The sequence below is a fragment of the Phreatobacter sp. genome, assembly GCF_051860605.1.
Classification (GTDB): Bacteria; Pseudomonadota; Alphaproteobacteria; order Rhizobiales; family Phreatobacteraceae; genus Phreatobacter.
Window position 1 is genome coordinate 313,322 of record NZ_JBHYDR010000004.1, and the last position, 16,246, is coordinate 329,567.

The 16,246-nt window shown below is 67.3% G+C and carries 16 protein-coding genes; 11 read left to right on the forward strand and 5 right to left on the reverse strand.

Going from position 1 to position 16,246, the window contains the following annotated elements:
* Nucleotides 1-38: 38 nt before the first annotated feature.
* Nucleotides 39-1,184 (forward strand): FAD-dependent oxidoreductase, encoded by a 1,146-nt coding sequence (locus ACTIFS_RS09315; protein WP_439573800.1) that lies wholly within the window; start codon nucleotides 39-41, stop codon nucleotides 1,182-1,184.
* On the opposite strand, the gene ACTIFS_RS09320 is transcribed toward ACTIFS_RS09315, so the two are convergent.
* Both ACTIFS_RS09320 and ACTIFS_RS09325 read right to left on the reverse strand, forming a co-directional pair.
* The gene (locus ACTIFS_RS09320) at nucleotides 1,163-1,480 is read right to left on the reverse strand and encodes a rhodanese-like domain-containing protein (RefSeq protein WP_439573801.1); all 318 of its coding nucleotides are present in this window, start codon (nucleotides 1,478-1,480) and stop codon (nucleotides 1,163-1,165) included. The genes ACTIFS_RS09315 and ACTIFS_RS09320 overlap by 22 nt on opposite strands.
* Before the next feature lie 71 nt (nucleotides 1,481-1,551).
* Nucleotides 1,552-2,643, reverse strand: a complete 1,092-nt coding sequence (locus tag ACTIFS_RS09325) for an anhydro-N-acetylmuramic acid kinase (RefSeq protein WP_439573802.1) — start codon at nucleotides 2,641-2,643, stop codon at nucleotides 1,552-1,554.
* Nucleotides 2,644-2,744: 101 nt separating this feature from the next.
* Between ACTIFS_RS09325 and tyrS the strand changes: the two genes are divergently transcribed.
* The 3 genes from tyrS (at nucleotide 2,745) to ACTIFS_RS09340 (ending at nucleotide 6,583) form a co-directional block, all read left to right on the forward strand.
* On the forward strand, nucleotides 2,745-3,998 hold the full coding sequence (tyrS, locus tag ACTIFS_RS09330) for a tyrosine--tRNA ligase (protein ID WP_439573803.1): 1,254 nt from the start codon (nucleotides 2,745-2,747) through the stop codon (nucleotides 3,996-3,998).
* Nucleotides 3,999-4,002: 4 nt separating this feature from the next.
* Nucleotides 4,003-4,620, forward strand: a complete 618-nt coding sequence (locus ACTIFS_RS09335; protein ID WP_439573804.1) for a glutathione S-transferase family protein — start codon at nucleotides 4,003-4,005, stop codon at nucleotides 4,618-4,620.
* Nucleotides 4,621-4,882: 262 nt separating this feature from the next.
* Nucleotides 4,883-6,583: a sulfatase-like hydrolase/transferase gene (locus tag ACTIFS_RS09340; protein ID WP_439573912.1), complete on the forward strand. Its 1,701-nt coding sequence runs from the start codon at nucleotides 4,883-4,885 to the stop codon at nucleotides 6,581-6,583.
* Between the two features lie 101 nt (nucleotides 6,584-6,684).
* Here the strand turns inward: ACTIFS_RS09340 and ACTIFS_RS09345 are convergent, their stop codons facing one another.
* From ACTIFS_RS09345 to leuC, 3 genes are read right to left on the reverse strand one after another with little or no spacing between them, the layout of a single operon-like run.
* Nucleotides 6,685-7,050, reverse strand: coding sequence for a glyoxalase (locus ACTIFS_RS09345; protein ID WP_439573805.1), 366 nt, complete (start codon nucleotides 7,048-7,050; stop codon nucleotides 6,685-6,687).
* 16 nt (nucleotides 7,051-7,066) lie between these two features.
* Nucleotides 7,067-7,651 (reverse strand): 3-isopropylmalate dehydratase small subunit, encoded by a 585-nt coding sequence (gene leuD, locus ACTIFS_RS09350; RefSeq protein WP_439573806.1) that lies wholly within the window; start codon nucleotides 7,649-7,651, stop codon nucleotides 7,067-7,069.
* Nucleotides 7,648-9,090, reverse strand: coding sequence for a 3-isopropylmalate dehydratase large subunit (gene leuC, locus ACTIFS_RS09355; RefSeq protein ID WP_439573807.1), 1,443 nt, complete (start codon nucleotides 9,088-9,090; stop codon nucleotides 7,648-7,650). Before leuC ends, leuD begins: the two co-directional genes overlap by 4 nt.
* Nucleotides 9,091-9,230: 140 nt before the next feature.
* Here leuC and ACTIFS_RS09360 point away from each other — a divergent pair, with 140 nt between their 5' ends.
* The 7 genes from ACTIFS_RS09360 (at nucleotide 9,231) to ACTIFS_RS09390 (ending at nucleotide 16,243) form a co-directional block, all read left to right on the forward strand.
* Nucleotides 9,231-10,037, forward strand: a complete 807-nt coding sequence (locus ACTIFS_RS09360; RefSeq protein ID WP_439573808.1) for a GntR family transcriptional regulator — start codon at nucleotides 9,231-9,233, stop codon at nucleotides 10,035-10,037.
* A 110-nt stretch (nucleotides 10,038-10,147) separates the two neighbouring features.
* Nucleotides 10,148-11,365, forward strand: a complete 1,218-nt coding sequence (locus ACTIFS_RS09365) for an ABC transporter substrate-binding protein (protein ID WP_439573809.1) — start codon at nucleotides 10,148-10,150, stop codon at nucleotides 11,363-11,365.
* Between the two features lie 110 nt (nucleotides 11,366-11,475).
* Complete coding sequence (locus tag ACTIFS_RS09370) at nucleotides 11,476-12,357, forward strand: branched-chain amino acid ABC transporter permease (protein WP_439573810.1); 882 nt, start codon at nucleotides 11,476-11,478, stop codon at nucleotides 12,355-12,357.
* Complete coding sequence (locus tag ACTIFS_RS09375) at nucleotides 12,357-13,355, forward strand: branched-chain amino acid ABC transporter permease (RefSeq protein ID WP_439573811.1); 999 nt, start codon at nucleotides 12,357-12,359, stop codon at nucleotides 13,353-13,355. Before ACTIFS_RS09370 ends, ACTIFS_RS09375 begins: the two co-directional genes overlap by 1 nt.
* On the forward strand, nucleotides 13,355-14,095 hold the full coding sequence (locus ACTIFS_RS09380; protein ID WP_439573812.1) for an ABC transporter ATP-binding protein: 741 nt from the start codon (nucleotides 13,355-13,357) through the stop codon (nucleotides 14,093-14,095). The genes ACTIFS_RS09375 and ACTIFS_RS09380 overlap by 1 nt, the downstream gene beginning before the upstream one ends.
* A gap of 34 nt (nucleotides 14,096-14,129) precedes the next feature.
* Complete coding sequence (locus ACTIFS_RS09385) at nucleotides 14,130-14,831, forward strand: ABC transporter ATP-binding protein (RefSeq protein WP_439573913.1); 702 nt, start codon at nucleotides 14,130-14,132, stop codon at nucleotides 14,829-14,831.
* 11 nt (nucleotides 14,832-14,842) lie between these two features.
* Nucleotides 14,843-16,243 carry an MmgE/PrpD family protein gene (locus ACTIFS_RS09390; RefSeq protein ID WP_439573813.1) on the forward strand — a complete coding sequence of 467 codons (1,401 nt, stop codon included), beginning with the start codon at nucleotides 14,843-14,845 and terminating at the stop codon, nucleotides 16,241-16,243.
* The last annotated feature ends 3 nt before the right edge of the window (nucleotides 16,244-16,246 follow it).

Consider the following 16,246-nt stretch of genomic DNA (forward strand, 5'->3'; position numbering starts at 1 on the left):
TTGCGGGCCGCGCGGGCGACGTGCCTGATGCGGGTCGAATGCCCGATGACGACACGCCCGCCCGATCCGTCTCCATCGTCCTTGTCGGCGGGGGCCATGCCCATGCCGTGGCCCTCGCGTGCGGCCTGGCAGCGGGGCGTGACACCGACATCGTGCTCGTGGCCCCGGACCGCTTCGCCCCCTATTCCGGCATGATCCCGGGTGCGATTGCCGGCCGCTATCGGACGGAAGAGGCCCATGTCGATCTGGTCGGCCTCTGTGCCGCGCGCGGCGTCCGCCTCGTGACCGGCCGCGCGGCGGGCATCGACAGGGCCGGGCGCCGGCTTCTTCTGGAGGATGGGGCGCCGATCCCCTTCGACCTGCTCTCGGTCAATATCGGCATCACGCCCGATGTCTCGGCAATTGCGGGCGCCGGCCATGCCACCACCATCAAGCCGATCGACGGGCTGATCGGACGCATCGAGGCGCTCAACCAACAGGGGCGGCCGGGCCATCTTGCCGTGGTGGGCGGCGGCGCCGGCGGCGTGGAGGTCGCCTTCGCCTTGCGAAATGGCCTTGCCGGCAGCCGTGTGACGCTTGTCATGCGGGATGGGCTCCTGCCCGGTCACGGGCGCCTGGCGCGCCACCTGATCCGTCGGGCGCTGGTCCGGCAGGACATCGCAACCATCGACAGGTTCACGGTGGCGCGGGTCGAACCGGACCGGCTGGTCGCAGCCGACGGACGCTATCTGACGTCCGATACCGTGTTGCTCAATACCGGGGCGTCGCCAGCGGAATGGTTCCCCGCCACGGGGCTTGCGCTCGATGCGGGCGGTTTTCTCGCGGTCGGCCCAACCCTGCAGGTTCTCGGCGAGCAGCATGTCTTCGCCGCCGGCGACTGCGCCGGCATGGTCCAGACGCCGCGGCCGAAGGCTGGCGTCTATGCCGTGCGGCAGGGGCGGGTGATTGCGGCCAATCTCATGGAGGCATCGGCCGCTCTTCGCGCTGGAAGGGCAGCCCGTCTGATGACCTATCGCCCGCAGGCTCGCGCGCTGGCGATCCTGTCGACAGGCGACGGGCGTGCGGTCGCATCGTGGGGGCCGTTGGCGGCCAGCGGCCGCTGGGTGTGGTGGTGGAAGGACCGCATCGACCGTCGCTTCATGGACGACCTTGCCGCTGCCGGTCAGCCGCGCTCGAAGTCGTAGCCGGCCATGGCCCAGGCCTTGATGCCACCGGCGAGGTGACTGTCATAGGATTTGCCGCAGCCTTGCGCGATGGCGAGAGCCTGGGCGGAGCGAACGCCGCCGGCGCACATGAAGATCACCTGTTTGCCGGCCGCATCGGGAACGGCGTCGGGGTCGAAGGTGGAGAGCGGCAGGTTCACCGCACCGGGGATCCGCGCCATGACCAGTTCGTGCGGCTCGCGCACGTCGACGATCAGCACCTCCCCACGCGCAAGCGCCTCGGCGACCACCTCGGGCGAAAGATCACGGATGGACATGGGCTCTCCTGAACACATTCGATATCGTGAATATAATAGGCCGGCCGGCCCCAGCCTGCAAGGCCTGGCCGTCAGTCGACGATCACGCCGCCGGTGATCGGCTCGCGCACCCCCGTGGTTGAAGGGAATGTCAGCGGCAGCCCCTTCATCGACCGCACGGCAAGGTAGGCAAAGGCCTGCGCCTCCAGAAAATCCGAGGACCAGCCGACATCCTCGCCGGTGCGGACCTCGGCGCGGGCACAGTCGGCGATAAGCCGCAGCAGCGTGGCGTTCCTCGCCCCACCGCCGCAGACCACCCACAGGATCGGGCGCACTCGCATGAAATCCGCAGCGCGAACAATGGAGCGCGCCGTGAATGCGGTCAGCGTTGCCGCGCCATCCTCGGTCGCGACCGTGCCGACGATGCGGTGGGCAAAGGCGCTGCGGTCCAACGATTTTGGCGGCGTGCGGGCAAAGTAGGGGTGCACCAGCAGCCAGGCGAGCAAGGCCTCGTCCGGCCGACCCCGCGCGGCTGTGGCGCCATCGGTATCGACGGCGGTTCCCGTTCGGTCGCCCATCCAGTCGTCGATCAGCGCATTTCCCGGGCCAGTATCGAAGGCGAGAAGCTCGTTGCCCGCGCCGATCAGCGTGACGTTGGCGACCCCGCCGATATTCACGACCGCCAGCGGACGGGGCAGGGCGGTCTGGTCCGCCAGCGCCCGGTGGAAGACCGGCACCAGCGGAGCGCCCTGGCCGCCTGCCTCGACATCGGCCTGCCGGAAGTCATGGACGACCGGGATGCCGAGCCGCTGGCGCAGCGCGGCGCCATCGCCGATCTGCACGGTCAGCGCGCGCTCGGGTCGGTGAAGGATGGTCTGCCCGTGCAGGCCGACAACACCGATATCGGCGCGCGTGAGCCCATTCGTCTCCAGAAAGAGTTCCACGGCTTCGGCATGGGCGCGGGTGACGAGGTCCTCGGCCCTTGCGATCAGGGGGGAGCGCGCGGTCCGGTCCGTGAGGTTCGCACCTTCCTTCAGGGCGTCGCGCAGCAGCGCCCGCTCGGCCTCGGAATAGGGGCGGTAGAAGGTCGGACCAAAGCCGTCGATCGCCTCGCCGTCGGTGTCGAGCAGCGCCACGTCGACGCCGTCCATCGAGGTTCCCGACATCAGGCCGATAGCGCGCATGGAGACCTGCCGATTCGAAGGGTGAAATTGGGCCCTGCCTCTGCTACACCGCGCCTCCGCCGGGCGCGAGTGTCCGGCGATCAGCTCCAACTGGAAAGATCATGACCGCCCCGTCCTCCGACTTCCTGCGCATCCTTTCCGAGCGCGGGTTCATCCACCAGTGTTCCGATATGCAGGGCCTCGACGCCCTCGCGGCCAAGGGGGATGTCGTCGCCTATGTGGGCTATGATTGCACGGCGCCCTCGCTCCATGTCGGGCACCTGCTCTCGATCATGATGCTGCACTGGATGCAGGCGACCGGGGCCGGCAAGCCGATCACGCTGATGGGCGGCGGCACGACCCGTGTCGGCGACCCTTCGGGCCGCGACGAGACGCGCAAGATCCTGTCCATCGACGACATCAATGCCAACAAGGATGCGCTGAAGGGCGTGTTCGCAAGGCTGCTGATCTTCGGCGAGGGCAAGACCGACGCGATCATGCCCGACAACGCCGAGTGGCTGACGAAGCTCAACTACATCGAGATGCTGCGCGATATCGGCCGCCACTTCTCGGTCAACCGCATGATGACCATGGACTCCGTGCGCATGCGGCTGGAGCGCGAGCAGGAGCTGTCCTTCATCGAGTTCAACTACATGATCCTCCAGTCCTACGATTTCGTGGAACTGGCCCGCCGCTATGGCACCAACCTGCAGATGGGCGGCTCCGACCAGTGGGGCAACATCGTCACCGGCGTCGACCTCGGCCGGCGCATGGGCACGCATCAGCTATACGCGCTGACCTGCCCGCTGCTGACGACCTCCTCAGGCGCCAAGATGGGCAAGACCGCCGCCGGCGCCGTCTGGCTGAATGCCGACATGCTGTCGACCTACGACTACTGGCAGTTCTGGCGGAACACCGAGGACGGCGACGTGGCACGTTTCCTCAAGCTGTTCACACTGCTGCCGATGACCGAGATCGGTCGACTCGCCGCGCTGCAGGGCGCGGAGATCAACGAGGCGAAGAAGATCCTCGCAACGGAAGCCACCGCTCTGGTGCGCGGCCGCGAGGCGGCCGAGGGTGCGGCAGGAACGGCGCTGAAGACCTTCGAACAGGGCGCGCTCGGCGACGACCTTCCGGTGGTCACGGTTCCGGCAGCGGAACTTGCCGCCGGGATCGGCGTGCTGACGCTGTTCGTGCGCGCCGGCCTTGTCGCCTCCAACGGCGAGGCGCGCCGGCAGGTCCAGGGTGGCGGCCTGAAGCTCAACGACCAGACGGTGACGGATGCCCAGGCGACCGTCACCGCCGATGCGCTGACCGACGGTGTCGCCAAGCTGTCCTTCGGTCGCAAGAAGCATGTGCTCGTAAAGGCGGGGTGAGACCATGACGATGAAGTTCTTCTACGGGCCGAAGACCTGTGCTCTGGCCTCGCGCATTGCGCTGGAAGAGGCCGGCGCCGACTACGAGCCGGTCAAGGTCGACTTCGCGACCGCCGAGCAGACCAAGCCCGCCTTTCTCGCGATCAACCCCAAGGGCCGCGTGCCGGCGCTCGTCACCGACCGTGGCGTGCTGACGGAGAACGTGGCGATCCTCGCCTTTGTGGCCCAACTCCATCCGGAGAAGCAGCTCGCGCCGCTCGACGATCCCTTTGCCTTCGCGCAGATGCAGGCCTTCAACAGCTATCTGGCCTCGACCGTCCACGTGAACCACGCCCACAAGCATCGCGGCGCGCGCTGGGCGACCGAGGAGAGCTCCTTCCTGGACATGCGCGCCAAGGTGCCGGAGACCATGGCGGCAAGCTTCACGCTGATCGAGCGCGACTTCTTCCAGGGCCCCTGGGTGATGGGCGAGGCCTATTCGGTGGCGGACGCCTATCTGTTCGTGGTTTCGCGCTGGCTGGAGGGCGACGGCGTCGACGTCAACCGGTTCCCCCGGGTGGCCGCGCACATGCGTGCGATGGAGCAGCGCCCGGCCGTCCAGGCGGCGCTGGCAGGGGAGTAGTGGGCGTCTGACAAGGCCCGCCCTGCCTTCCGCAGCGACCCGTCGGTTTGGCTGATGACGGCCGTCCGCGAGCCGCGCGGCCACGCCGCCGATGAGCCGGACAAAGTCCGAATGATTGGAACGCACCGGATGGTCTCATTTGACACCGTCTGGTGGCGCCCACGTATAAACGCGACCCTGCAGCCAGAGGGGGGCTTTGGGCATGGGGGAGGATAACGCCTGTGTGCGTTGGGTCCGGAGCGGGGGATGGCCCGTTCAGGTGATGATCATCGTCGCGCTTGCCATCGTGCTCGCTTCGCCTGCGATTCTTTATGCCATCCGGGTTCCCTCGCAGACCAATGTCATCTCGGCGCTGCATGCGGTCGGGCTTTTCGCAGCCGTGTTCACCCTGGTCCGCAGGTTCTGGCTGCAGCTCCTGATCGGCTTGCCGGTCATGCTTCTCAACCTGATCGAGATCGTTCATGTCCTCATCTATGGGCAACTGATCTCGCTCGGAGGTGTGGAGTCGATCCTGCATGCCGTGCCCTACGAGGTTAAGGAATTCGCATTGGAGAATGCCGGCATCATTCTGCTGGGATTCGCGGTGGTGGCAGCTTTTGCCTGCCTGGCCTGGCTCCGCAGCGGCATCGATACGCTCTCGGTAAGGCACCGGCTGGGCATTGCCGGCGTCTCATTCGGAGTTCCGGTCGTGGCTCTGGCGGCAGACCTCGCCTTCTTTGGCAGCGCCCATGAGGTTTATTTGCCGACGCGCGTTGCTGAGCACTACGTCGCGTTCGTCGGTGCAAACCCCTTGACCCAGACGATATCCGGCCTGGCTTCCTCCCTCGCCGCCCGGTCCGAGCTGCGCCAGGCACGGGCCGAGCGTGACCAGTTCCGGTTCAACGCGCGTCAAACGGCGGCGACATCCGAACGCCAGCTCCACATTGTCATCATTGGCGAATCCTCACGCCGGCGGAACTGGAGCCTCTACGGCTATGGCCGCCCGACCAGCCCGCGGCTGGCACGGGAGCCGAACCTTGTTGCATTCACCGATGCGATCAGTCCGGCGACGGTCAGCCATCGGAGTATCGCGATCTCATTCTCGATGATCACGCCGGAAACCGTCGATCTGTTTCAGAGAAGCCGAACCTTCGTCTCGGCGTTCCGGGAAGCGGGTTTCAAGTCCTTCTGGCTCTCGAACCAGGGTGTGCATCGCTCGGCCGTGGGAAGCGAGATCCTGCTGATGATGGATGAGGCGGAGGTGGTCCGATCATCCAACTTCGGGTTCTGGAACTCGGTCCTGGACGAGAAACTGCTGCCGCTGATCGACGAGGCGCTGATCGATCCGGCGCCGCGCAAGCTGCTGGTCATTCACACACTCGGCAGCCATTCGATCTACCGGCAGCGCGTGCCCGCCAACTGGCGACTGGACCCGGCTGCACCACCGGTGCGTGTTGCTCGTGGCAATCCGAGGATCACCGATGGCGACGCCACCCTCATCGACGACTACGACAGGACGATTTCCTATACGGACTGGCTCGTCAGTGAAATCATCGGGCGTCACCGCGCGACCGGGCAACTCGGGTCTGTGGTCTATCTGTCGGATCACGGCCAGCGGCTTCTGGACGATGAGGCCCGCGAGAGGGGCCACGGATTTCGGGACCTGAAGCCTGAGGACGTGGACATTCCGCTGCTGGTATGGCTGCCGGACAGGCAGGCCGCGGCCGATCCTGTCCGTCTGGCTGCCATTCGGGCAAATGCGACGCGGCCGGTTACAACTGCCCAACTGGGCCAGAGCCTGCTGGACCTCGCCGGAATCGATATCGGAAGAGCGCTTGGACAGGAGAGCTTCTTCGGGCCCGACTATCGGCCGCGCCCTCGCTCCGTCATCGGCTCGGATGGTGCCGTCGCTCCCTATCGATGGGCACACCCGCCCAATGGGAGTGCCGGGGCAATTGCAGGATCGGTCCAGACCCGACCCTGAAGAGGGGCGGCCGCATTGCGGGCACGCCGGACAGGCTTGACTGTGCGGGTCGTAGGGGGTGCCGCCCGCGGACCATCCGGATCCGGCACCCCAGCAGGCCGCTACCCAGTGGCCTGCATCAGTTCGATCCGGTTGCCTAACGGGTCGCTGACGAAGGTCCGGATAGAGCCTTCAAGGGGGTAGTCGTCGCGCGTCTCGATACCCGCCGCGCGAAGCCGCAGGACCAGGTCCTCGAGATCGCTGACGACCAGCGCTGGATGGGCCTTGCGCGCGGGCCGGAAGCCCGTCTCGACACCGAGATCGGTGCGGACGGTGCCCCGCTCGAACCAGCAGCCGCCGCGCGCGGCGAGGCTGGCCGGTTTCGGCACTTCGGCAAGGCCCAGCAGGCCGCCGTAGAAGGCCCGTGCCTCCGTCTCGCCGCCGGCCGGCATGGCAAGCAGAACGTGATGCTGGCCCTCGATCGTCATGGTCGCCGTCTTGCCGTCAACGCCGCGGAGCCGCCCAGGGCCGGGCGGCTGCATCGCGCGCCACGAAGACGGCAATCGCCTCGCCCTCCGCCAGCGTGAGGTCGATGTCGTCCCAGCCGTTGAGCAACTGGGTGCGCCAGACCGGGTCGATGGTGAAATCGACGGCGAGATTGCCGGCGACGATCCGCAAGGCCTCGAGGTCGACCGTGACGGGATGATCGCCGGCGGCCAGCAGCGCTTCGGCATCGGCCTCGCTGACGATCGCCGGCACAACCCCGTTCTTCACGCAGTTGGAGGCGAAGATGTCGCCGAAGCTCGGCGCGATGACAGCCCTGAAACCGCTGTCGGCGAGCGCATAGACGGCAGCCTCGCGCGACGAGCCGCAGCCGAAATTGCGACGGGCCACCACCACGGTCTGGCCGGCGGCCGGGGCAGGGGCAGGGGCCGTACCAGCGGCAGTCAGGTCGTGGAGGAGGAACCGCCCGTAGCCGTCCGGCTTGCGCGGTTCCTTCATGAAGCGCGCCGGAATCAGCTGGTCCGTATCGACATTGGCGAGCGGCAGGCGCAGCGCCGGCCCGGTCATGGTGACGAAAGGGGTCATGCGAGCCGTCTCACATCGGTCAGACGGCCGGTGACCGCAGCCGCAGCCACCATGGCCGGCGACATCAGGTGGGTGCGGGCGCCAGGGCCCTGCCGGCCCTTGAAGTTGCGGTTTGTCGTGGACGCGCAGCGTTCACCGGGGCCGACAATGTCGCCATTCATTCCGACGCACATCGAGCAGCCGGATTCGACCCATTCCAGCCCCGCTTCGGTGAAGATGCGCGCCAGTCCTTCGGCCTCGGCCTGGCGCTTCACGGCCGACGATCCGGGCGCCACAAGTCCCGGCACGGCGGATTTTCGGCCGGCGAGCACGGTTGCAGCGGCGCGCAGGTCCTCGATCCGCGCATTCGTGCAGGAGCCGATGAAGACGCGGTCGATGGCGATGGTGTCGAGCGGCTGGCCGGCGGACAGGGCCATGTAGTCGAGCGCATCGCGCGCAGCGGCGGCCTTCACCGGATCGGTCATGGCCTCGGGATCAGGCACCGTGGCGGAAATCGGCAGAGCCTGTTCGGGGCTGATTCCCCAGGTCACGGTCGGAGCGATTGCCCCGCCATCCAGCGACACCTCAAGGTCGAATGCCGCGTCGGGGTCGGAGGCAAGCTGCGCCCAGTCGGCCACCGCCTGCTCCCAGATGGCACCATCGGGCGCGAAGGGGCGGCCTTTCAGATAGGCGAAGGTCGTCTCGTCCGGCGCGACCATGCCGCATCGCCCGCCAGCCTCGATCGACATGTTGCAAAGGGTCATGCGCCCTTCCATCGACAGGGCCCGGATGGCCGGTCCCGCAAATTCGATGGCATGGCCCGCCGCCCCGTCGGCACCGACGGCGGCAATGATCGCCAGCGCAATGTCCTTGGCGGTCACGCCTGGACCGGCTGCGCCGTCCACACGGATGCGCAGTCGTTTTGGCCTCTTCTGCCAGAGCGTCTGACTGGCCAGCACATGGGCCACTTCCGAGGCGCCAATGCCAAAGGCGATCGCCCCGAACGCACCATGGGTGGAGGTGTGGCTGTCGCCGCAGACCACCGTCAGGCCGGGCAGGGTGATGCCCTGCTCGGTGGCGGTGACATGCACGATGCCCTGCCGCGGATCGTCGAGGCCGAAAAGGGTGATCTCATGGCTGGCCGTGTTGGCCGACAGGAGGTCGACCATGCGTGCCACCGTCGGGTCTGCGATCGGCCCGCCGCGCCCGCGGGTCGGGACATAGTGGTCCGCCACGCCGAAGGTGAGGTCGGGCCGCGCCACCGGCGCGCCGCGCGCAGCGATCTGCCCGAAGGCGTGGTGAGAGCCCTCATGGACGAAATGCCGGTCGATCCACAGAAGCGCGAGGCCATCCGCGCGCTGCCGGACGACGTGGGCTTCCCAGACGCGATCGAACAGGGTCTTCGGAGCGGACACGTCACCACCTCCTGACAGGCACTTGACCGGACCCGATTGTATCATAGTATAGACAAAGATAGAAATTGCCTGTGGCAATCCTTCGGACAGATCGGTAGACAATGCTCCGAGACGCTTCCATTGCCGTTAGGGAAGTTTCTCCCCTGTCCGGGCAGGCGTCGGGTCGTCCAACCGAGGGGGACACCATGGCAGAGGCGATCGAAACCTCAAAGACACGCCGGGTCTATCTGACGCTCCGGGACCGGATTTCGTCGGGCGATCTGACACCGGGCACGCGCCTTCCATCCGAGCCGGACCTTGCCGACATCCACAACGTGTCGCGCGTGACGATCCGGCGTGCGCTGGCGGAGCTCGAGCGCGAGGGGCTGATCTCCCGCCGGCCCGGCGCCGGCACGTTCATCACCGCGCGCACGATCCGGCGACCGATTGTCGCGGACCTGTCCAATGCACTCGCCCATCTCGTCGAGATGGGCCGGTCGACTGATGTGCGGCTGCTCCAGTTTGGCTATGTCGATCCTGCGCCGGAAATCGCCGAGGCGCTGAGGCTCGATGCCGGTGAGCGGGTGCAGCGCTCCGTCAGGGTACGCATCATCGACGGAGAGCCCTTCTCCTACCTCGTCACGCATGTGCCCCAGCGCATCGGATCGACCTACACGGAAGCCGAGCTCGGCGTGCAGCCGCTGCTGACCCTGATCGAGCGCTCCGGCGTCAAGGTCGACCGTGCCACCCAGACGATTTCCTCGACCCTTGCCGGGCCCGAGGTGGCAGCCGAACTCGCCATCGACATCGGCGCCCCGCTGCTATCGCTCCAGCGCACCGTGTTCGACCTGCGCAGGCGCGGCATCGAGCACCTGATGGCCTATTACCGGCCGGATCGCTACTCGTTCCAGATGGACCTCGTGCGCATCGATTCCGGCGGCGACCGGCTGTGGTCGCCGGTCGAGCGGGCGCGCAGCGGTCTCGGCATGAACGGGGTGGCAGCTAGCGACTGACAGGTCGCGGCGCGCCTGTGTGGGCGCCGGGACCCGATCGAAGCCAAGAACCTGACGAGCCGGCGCCGAACGCCGGCCGAAACAGAGGTTGAGAACGGAGACCAGCGACCATGACACATGATTTCGGCCTTTCGCGGCGGAACCTCATCAAGACCGGCGCCGCCGGTGCCGCCCTGCTCTCGGCCCCCGGCCTGGTCAGGGCCCAGGCGGCTCCCGTCAAGCTTGGCATCCTGCAGCCTGTGACCGGCAACCTCGCCCAGGACGGCGAATACGGCCGTATCGGCGCGGAACTGGCCATCAAGGAGATCAACGACGCCGGCGGCATCAAGTCGCTCGGCGGCGCGAAGATCGAGATGGTCTTCGGCGATGCCCGGTCCAATCCGGAAGCCGGCACGCAGGAGGTCGAAAAGATGCACGCCGAGGGCGTGGCGGCCATCGTCGGCGGCTTTGCCTCGCCCATCTGCCTTGCCGCCTCGCAGGCGGCCGCTCGCTACGACCTTGCCTATGTGGTCGATGTCGGCGTGTCCGATGCCATCGTGTCGCGCGGCCTGAAGAACACCTTCCGCTTCGGGCCCGGTTTCGGCACCTGCACGCGGGTCGCCATCGAGAACCTCGTCAAGCTCAATGATGCTGCCGGCAAGCCGGCCAGGACCGTCGTGCTGGTCCACGAGGACGGCCTTTTCGGCTCGGGACTTGCCAAGCTCATGAACGAGCGGCTCTCGGCTCTCGGCTTCCAGATCCTGGAGACCATTGCCCACCCGACGCCGGCCCGCGACATGTCGAATGTCGCCCTGCGCATCCGCGCGCTTAATCCGGACCTCGTCATTCCGTCGAGCTATTACGGCGAGTTCGTGCTGCTCGCCCGCACCATGCAGCAGCAGCGCATCCGTCCGAAGGGCGTCTATGCGGTGCTGAACGGGGCGGCCTCCAACTTCCGCTTCCTGCGCGAGTTCCCGGATGCGGCCAACAACGTCATGGACTGCAACCACTGGGCCGATCCGCGCAAGCCCAAGACCGCCGAACTGCGCCGGCAGGTCGAGGCCATGGGACGGTTCTGGCTCTACAACGTGCCGCTCAACTATTCGGCTGTCAGGCTGACCGCCGACGCCATCGAGCGGGCGGCTTCGCGTGACCGGACGAAGATCATCGAGGCGCTGGCCGCCTCGACCTTCTCCGATCACATCATGCCCTACGGGCCGACCAAGTTCGAAAACGGCCAGAACACCGGTGCCTCGCCAGTCAACACCCAGATACAGGGCGGAGACATCAAGGTGATCTTCCCCGACGCCTTCGCCGACGCCAAGCCGGTCTTCCCGGTCACGGGCTGATGGTCGGGCGGACCGGCGCGGCGCCGGCTCCGCCTTGACCCTTGCGACTGCCTTCGTGGCCGGTGCCGCCGGCCACGAGCATTCTTTCATGTCCGAGGCCGCCCCGATCCGTGTTCAGATCCTATCCGCCCCAGATCGTCCTTGAGGCCGTGCTGAACGGCCTGCTGACTGGCGCCGTCTATGCGCTGGTCGCGCTCGGGCTGACGCTGGTCTATGGGGTGCTGCACATTATCAACTTCGCGCACGGGGCCATGCTGACGCTGGCCATGTTCGCGGTCCTGCTGGTTCATCTCGGTCTCGGGATCGACCCGTACCTCGCCATCCTGCCGCTCACGCCGCTGTTCTTCCTGTTCGGCTATGGCCTGCAGCGCTTCGTCATCTCGCCGGCAAGCCGCAACGATGACGGTTCGATCCTGCTTGTGACGCTTGGCCTGTCCATCGTGATCGAGAACGCGCTGCTCGCCATCTTCCGGTCGGACACCCGCGCGCTGACCCTCGACTATTCCTTCTCGGTGGTCGATCTCGGCTTCGCGCTGCTTTCCCTGCCGCGGGTCATCGGGTTTGGCGTCGCCATCCTCGTGGCGATGGCGCTCTGGGCCATCCTGGCGCTGACCGATACCGGCAAGGCGATCCGGGCGGTCGCCAAAGAGAAGCTGGGCGCGGCCCTGGTCGGCATCGATGTCAATCACATCTATGCCGTCACCTTCGGCCTCGGGGCGGCGACGATCGCGGTAGCGGCCTGCCTGCTGATGCCCTCTTTCTACGTCAATCCGCGCGTGGGCAACGCCTTCGTTCTGGTCGCCTTCACCGTGGTGGTGCTGGGCGGCATGGGCTCCATCGCCGGGGCACTGGCAGGCGGCCTGATCATCGGCGTGGTGGAAAGCCTGTCCGGCCTCTATCTCGGCGAAAGCCTCGGCCAGATCGGCATTTTCCTGATCTTCATCCTCGTCCTGCTGCTGCGGCCGACCGGTCTGTTCGGGGCAAAGGCGTGATGGACCGGCTCGTCGCCTATCGCTCCATCCTGGTCGCAATCGCCGCTTTTGCCGTATTGCCCTTCGCGGTTCCCGGACTGGTGGCCCTTGGCATGGTCGCCGGCGCCAACACCGTGATGAACATGCTGGTCTTCGCGCTGATCATCACCCTGGCGGCACAGGGCTGGAACCTTGCCGGCGGCTATGGCGGACAGTTCTCATTCGGTCACGCCGCATTCTTCGGCACGGGGGCCTATGCCCAGGCGGTCCTGCAGACGCGCTATGGCGTCAATGCCTGGGTGGCGCTGCCGCTGGCCGTGGCGCTCGGCGGCCTCGTCGGTGCCGTCATCGGCTCGCTGGCCTTCCGGGCGCGGCTGCGCGGCTCCTATTTCGCGCTGGTGACGCTCGCTTTCGCCGAAGTCTTCCGCATCCTCGCCAATTCCACTCCCATCACGGGCGGGGCAGCGGGCACGCTCGTGCCGCTGAGGATCGGCGCGGGACAGTTCCAGTTCGCGGCGCAGGAGGCCTTCTACTATCTGGCGCTTGCCGCCGTCGGCGCGGTCCTGCTCGCCAACCGGGCCATGGAGCGTTCGCGCTTCGGCTCCTGGCTGGTGGCGGTGCGCGAGAACGAGGACGCCGCCCGCGCGCTCGGCGTCGATACGCTGAAGGTCAAGCTGAAGGCCATCACGCTTTCGGCCGCCGTCACCGCGCTGGCCGGCGCCTTCTACACCCAGAAGTTCCTCTACATCGACGCCAATATCGCCTATGGCGCCTGGATCTCCGTCGAGGCGCTGCTCGCCCCCATCATCGGGGGCATCGGGACGGTCTTCGGCCCGCTGATCGGCGCCATGGCGCTGATCGGCCTCGGGGAGCTTGCCAAGACCGGCATCCATGGCCTGTTCGGCTCGGCCATCCCCGGCGTCGATCTCGTCGTCTATGGCATGCTGCTGATCGCGGTCATTGCCTTCGCTCCGCGCGGCCTGCTCGGCCTTCTCGACCGGCTGCGGGGAGGGCGCTGATGCTCTCCGTGGACGCAGTCACCAAGCGCTTCGGCGGGCTCGTGGCGGTCAGCGATGTGACGCTGTCCGTGAGGCCGGGCTCGATCACCGGGCTGATCGGCCCGAACGGCGCGGGCAAGACCACGCTGTTCACGGTGATCTCGGGTTTCGAGAAGCCCACCGTCGGCCGCATCCGGTTCGAGGATGACGACATTACCGGGCGCAGCCCCGAGGCTCTCGCCCTGCTCGGCATCGCGCGTACCTTCCAGATCGTCCAGCCCTTTGCCGGGCTGTCGGTGGTCGAGAACATCGCCGTCGGCGCCTATCTCCGCTCTCCCCATCGCGCCGAGGCCTTTGCCCGTGCCGTCGAGGTGGCGGCCATGGTCGGGCTCTCCGACCTCGAAAGGCCGGCCTCGGCGCTGACGGTTGCCGGGCGCAAGCGCCTGGAACTTGCTCGCGCACTCGCCACCGGGCCGAAGCTCATCCTGCTCGACGAGGTGCTGGCGGGCCTCAACCCTTCCGAAATCCGCGACATCGTGCCGGTCATCCGCAAGGTGCGGGATGCCGGCGTCACCATCCTGATGATCGAGCACGTCATGCAGGCCGTGATGAGCCTGTGCGAGCATGTCCACGTGCTCGCCAACGGCCGCCTGATCGCCGCCGGGACACCGGCGGAAGTTGTCGGCGATCCGGCCGTGGTTGAGGCCTATCTTGGCCACGGCGCCGCCGCGCGCCTGTCGGGGAGGGCGGCCCATGACTGAGCGCCCCATCGCAGAAAGCGCCGCGGCAGAACCCCTGCTCGTCGTCGAGGATATCAAGGCCGGTTACGGCCCCACCGAGATCCTCCGCGGCCTGTCGATGACCGTTGGCGCCGGCGAGATCGTTGCCGTGCTCGGGTCGAATGGGGTCGGCAAGACGACGCTCAACAAGGTCATTTCGGGCGTCGAGCCGGCCCGGGGCGGGCGCATCCGCTTCCTCGGGGAGGACATCACCAACGCCGCGCCGCCGGCCATCGTCGCGCGCGGCCTGATCCAGGTGCCCGAGGGACGCAAGATCTTCCCCAACATGACCGTCCGCGAAAATCTGGAACTCGGCTCCTACCGACGGGGCCGGGCCGGGCGGGCGGCCAATCTCGAGCGGGTCTTCACCATCTTTCCGCGCCTGCTGGAACGGACTGAGCAGCTCGCCGGCACCCTTTCGGGCGGCGAGCAGCAGATGCTGGCCATCGGCCGCGGCCTGATGGCCGAACCCAAACTGCTCATTCTCGACGAGCCCTCGCTGGGTCTCTCACCCTTGCTTGTGGAGGAGATGTTCGCGCTCGTCCGGCGCATCCATGCCGAGGGCCTGGCCGTGCTGCTGGTCGAGCAGAATGTCGTACAGTCGCTGGAGATCGCTGCGCGCGCCTTCATCCTGGAAAACGGCATCTTCGCCCTCTCCGGCGCGGCGGCCGACCTTGCGGCTAGCGACGACCTGCGCCGCGCCTATCTCGGCATGTGAGGGAAACAGCCATGGCGATCGTCACCCCCGGCGTGAAGACAGCCACCGAGCTTGCGGCGGAGCCCCGTACGAACTGGTTGGGGACGTTCTGCTCCTTTGCCGCGGGGCTGTCGTTCCACGATCTGCCGGAGGAGGTCGTCGCCCGCGCGAAACAGGTGATATACGACTGCATCGGCGCAATCAGTGCCGGCATGGCCGAGCCGGAGATGCGGGCGCTGGCCGACAGGCTGGCCCGCCTCGACGGCGCCGGAGACACACCGGTCATCGGCGGCTCCGGGCGCCTGTCAGCCTCCAACGCGGCCCTGCTCGCCGGCACCGCCGGGACGATGCTGGAGATCGACGAAGGCAACCAGTATGCCCGCGGCCATCCCGGCATCCATGTGGTGCCGGCTGCCCTGATCATGGCCGCCCGGCTCGGTGCATCGGGAGAGGACCTCATCACGGCCGTCGTGCTCGGCTACGAGATCGGTGCGCGCATCGGCATTGCCTCCAAGCTTGTCGTCACCATGCATCCGCACGGCACCTGGGGCACGGTCGGCGCCGCGCTGGCGGTGGCAAGGCTGCACGAACTCGATGCCGGCAGCATGGCCGAGGTCATCAACATCGCCTCGTCGCTGGGGCTCGCCACCAGCCGCAAGACCATGCTGGAGGGCGCGACCGTCCGGAACAGCTATGCGGGACTGTCCAACAAGCTGGGGTTGCTCGCCTTCGAACTGACCGGCGCCGGCTTCTCCGGCGAGATCGACGGTGTTGCAACTGTCTATGGCACGGTGGCAGCCACCGACTTCCGACCGGGTGAGATGACGGCCGACCTCGGCACCCGCTGGGAGATCGCGCGGAACTATTTCAAGCGCCACGCGGCCTGCCGCTACACCCATGCGGCGCTGGATGCGCTTGGCGAGATTCTTGCGAAAATCGGTCCGGTCGATCCGCGCCACGTCCTCGGCATCGAGGTCGAGACCTATGTCTGGGCGGCCCAGCTCGACGATCCCGATCCAAAATCCATGCTTGCGGCCAAGTTCTCGCTGCCATTCGCCCTGGCCACGACGCTGGTCAACGGCTCGGCCTCGATCGAGGCGTTCCGCGATGCCGCGCGCGGCGACCGTGTCACGCGCGCGCTCGCAAGCCGGGTCACGGTGACAGAGGATCCCGCGCTGACGGCCATGTTGCCGGCGGCGCGACCCGCACGCGTGACGATGCGCCTCGCCGATGGGCGGTCCTTCACGGCGCTTGCCACCACCAACCGCGGCGACACGGAGGACCCCTATCCGGTGTCCGAGGTGGAGGCGAAGTTCATCGAGATCACCACGCCGGTCTGGGGCGAGACCGGGGCAAGGCGCGTCATCGCAGCGGTGAACGCGCTCGACACTGACATGGACCCCCGGCGCCTCCTGGCGCTGGCCACGGTCTGACGG

Coding starts and splice junctions, on each gene's coding strand:
- ACTIFS_RS09315 (WP_439573800.1), top strand. CDS start 39: ATGCCCGATGACGACACGCCCGCCCGATCCGTCTCCATCGTCCTTGTC.
- ACTIFS_RS09320 (WP_439573801.1), bottom strand. CDS start 1,480: ATGTCCATCCGTGATCTTTCGCCCGAGGTGGTCGCCGAGGCGCTTGCG.
- ACTIFS_RS09325 (WP_439573802.1), bottom strand. CDS start 2,643: ATGCGCGCTATCGGCCTGATGTCGGGAACCTCGATGGACGGCGTCGAC.
- tyrS (WP_439573803.1), top strand. CDS start 2,745: ATGACCGCCCCGTCCTCCGACTTCCTGCGCATCCTTTCCGAGCGCGGG.
- ACTIFS_RS09335 (WP_439573804.1), top strand. CDS start 4,003: ATGACGATGAAGTTCTTCTACGGGCCGAAGACCTGTGCTCTGGCCTCG.
- ACTIFS_RS09340 (WP_439573912.1), top strand. CDS start 4,883: ATGATCATCGTCGCGCTTGCCATCGTGCTCGCTTCGCCTGCGATTCTT.
- ACTIFS_RS09345 (WP_439573805.1), bottom strand. CDS start 7,050: ATGACGATCGAGGGCCAGCATCACGTTCTGCTTGCCATGCCGGCCGGC.
- leuD (WP_439573806.1), bottom strand. CDS start 7,651: ATGACCCCTTTCGTCACCATGACCGGGCCGGCGCTGCGCCTGCCGCTC.
- leuC (WP_439573807.1), bottom strand. CDS start 9,090: ATGATACAATCGGGTCCGGTCAAGTGCCTGTCAGGAGGTGGTGACGTG.
- ACTIFS_RS09360 (WP_439573808.1), top strand. CDS start 9,231: ATGGCAGAGGCGATCGAAACCTCAAAGACACGCCGGGTCTATCTGACG.
- ACTIFS_RS09365 (WP_439573809.1), top strand. CDS start 10,148: ATGACACATGATTTCGGCCTTTCGCGGCGGAACCTCATCAAGACCGGC.
- ACTIFS_RS09375 (WP_439573811.1), top strand. CDS start 12,357: ATGGACCGGCTCGTCGCCTATCGCTCCATCCTGGTCGCAATCGCCGCT.
- ACTIFS_RS09380 (WP_439573812.1), top strand. CDS start 13,355: ATGCTCTCCGTGGACGCAGTCACCAAGCGCTTCGGCGGGCTCGTGGCG.
- ACTIFS_RS09390 (WP_439573813.1), top strand. CDS start 14,843: ATGGCGATCGTCACCCCCGGCGTGAAGACAGCCACCGAGCTTGCGGCG.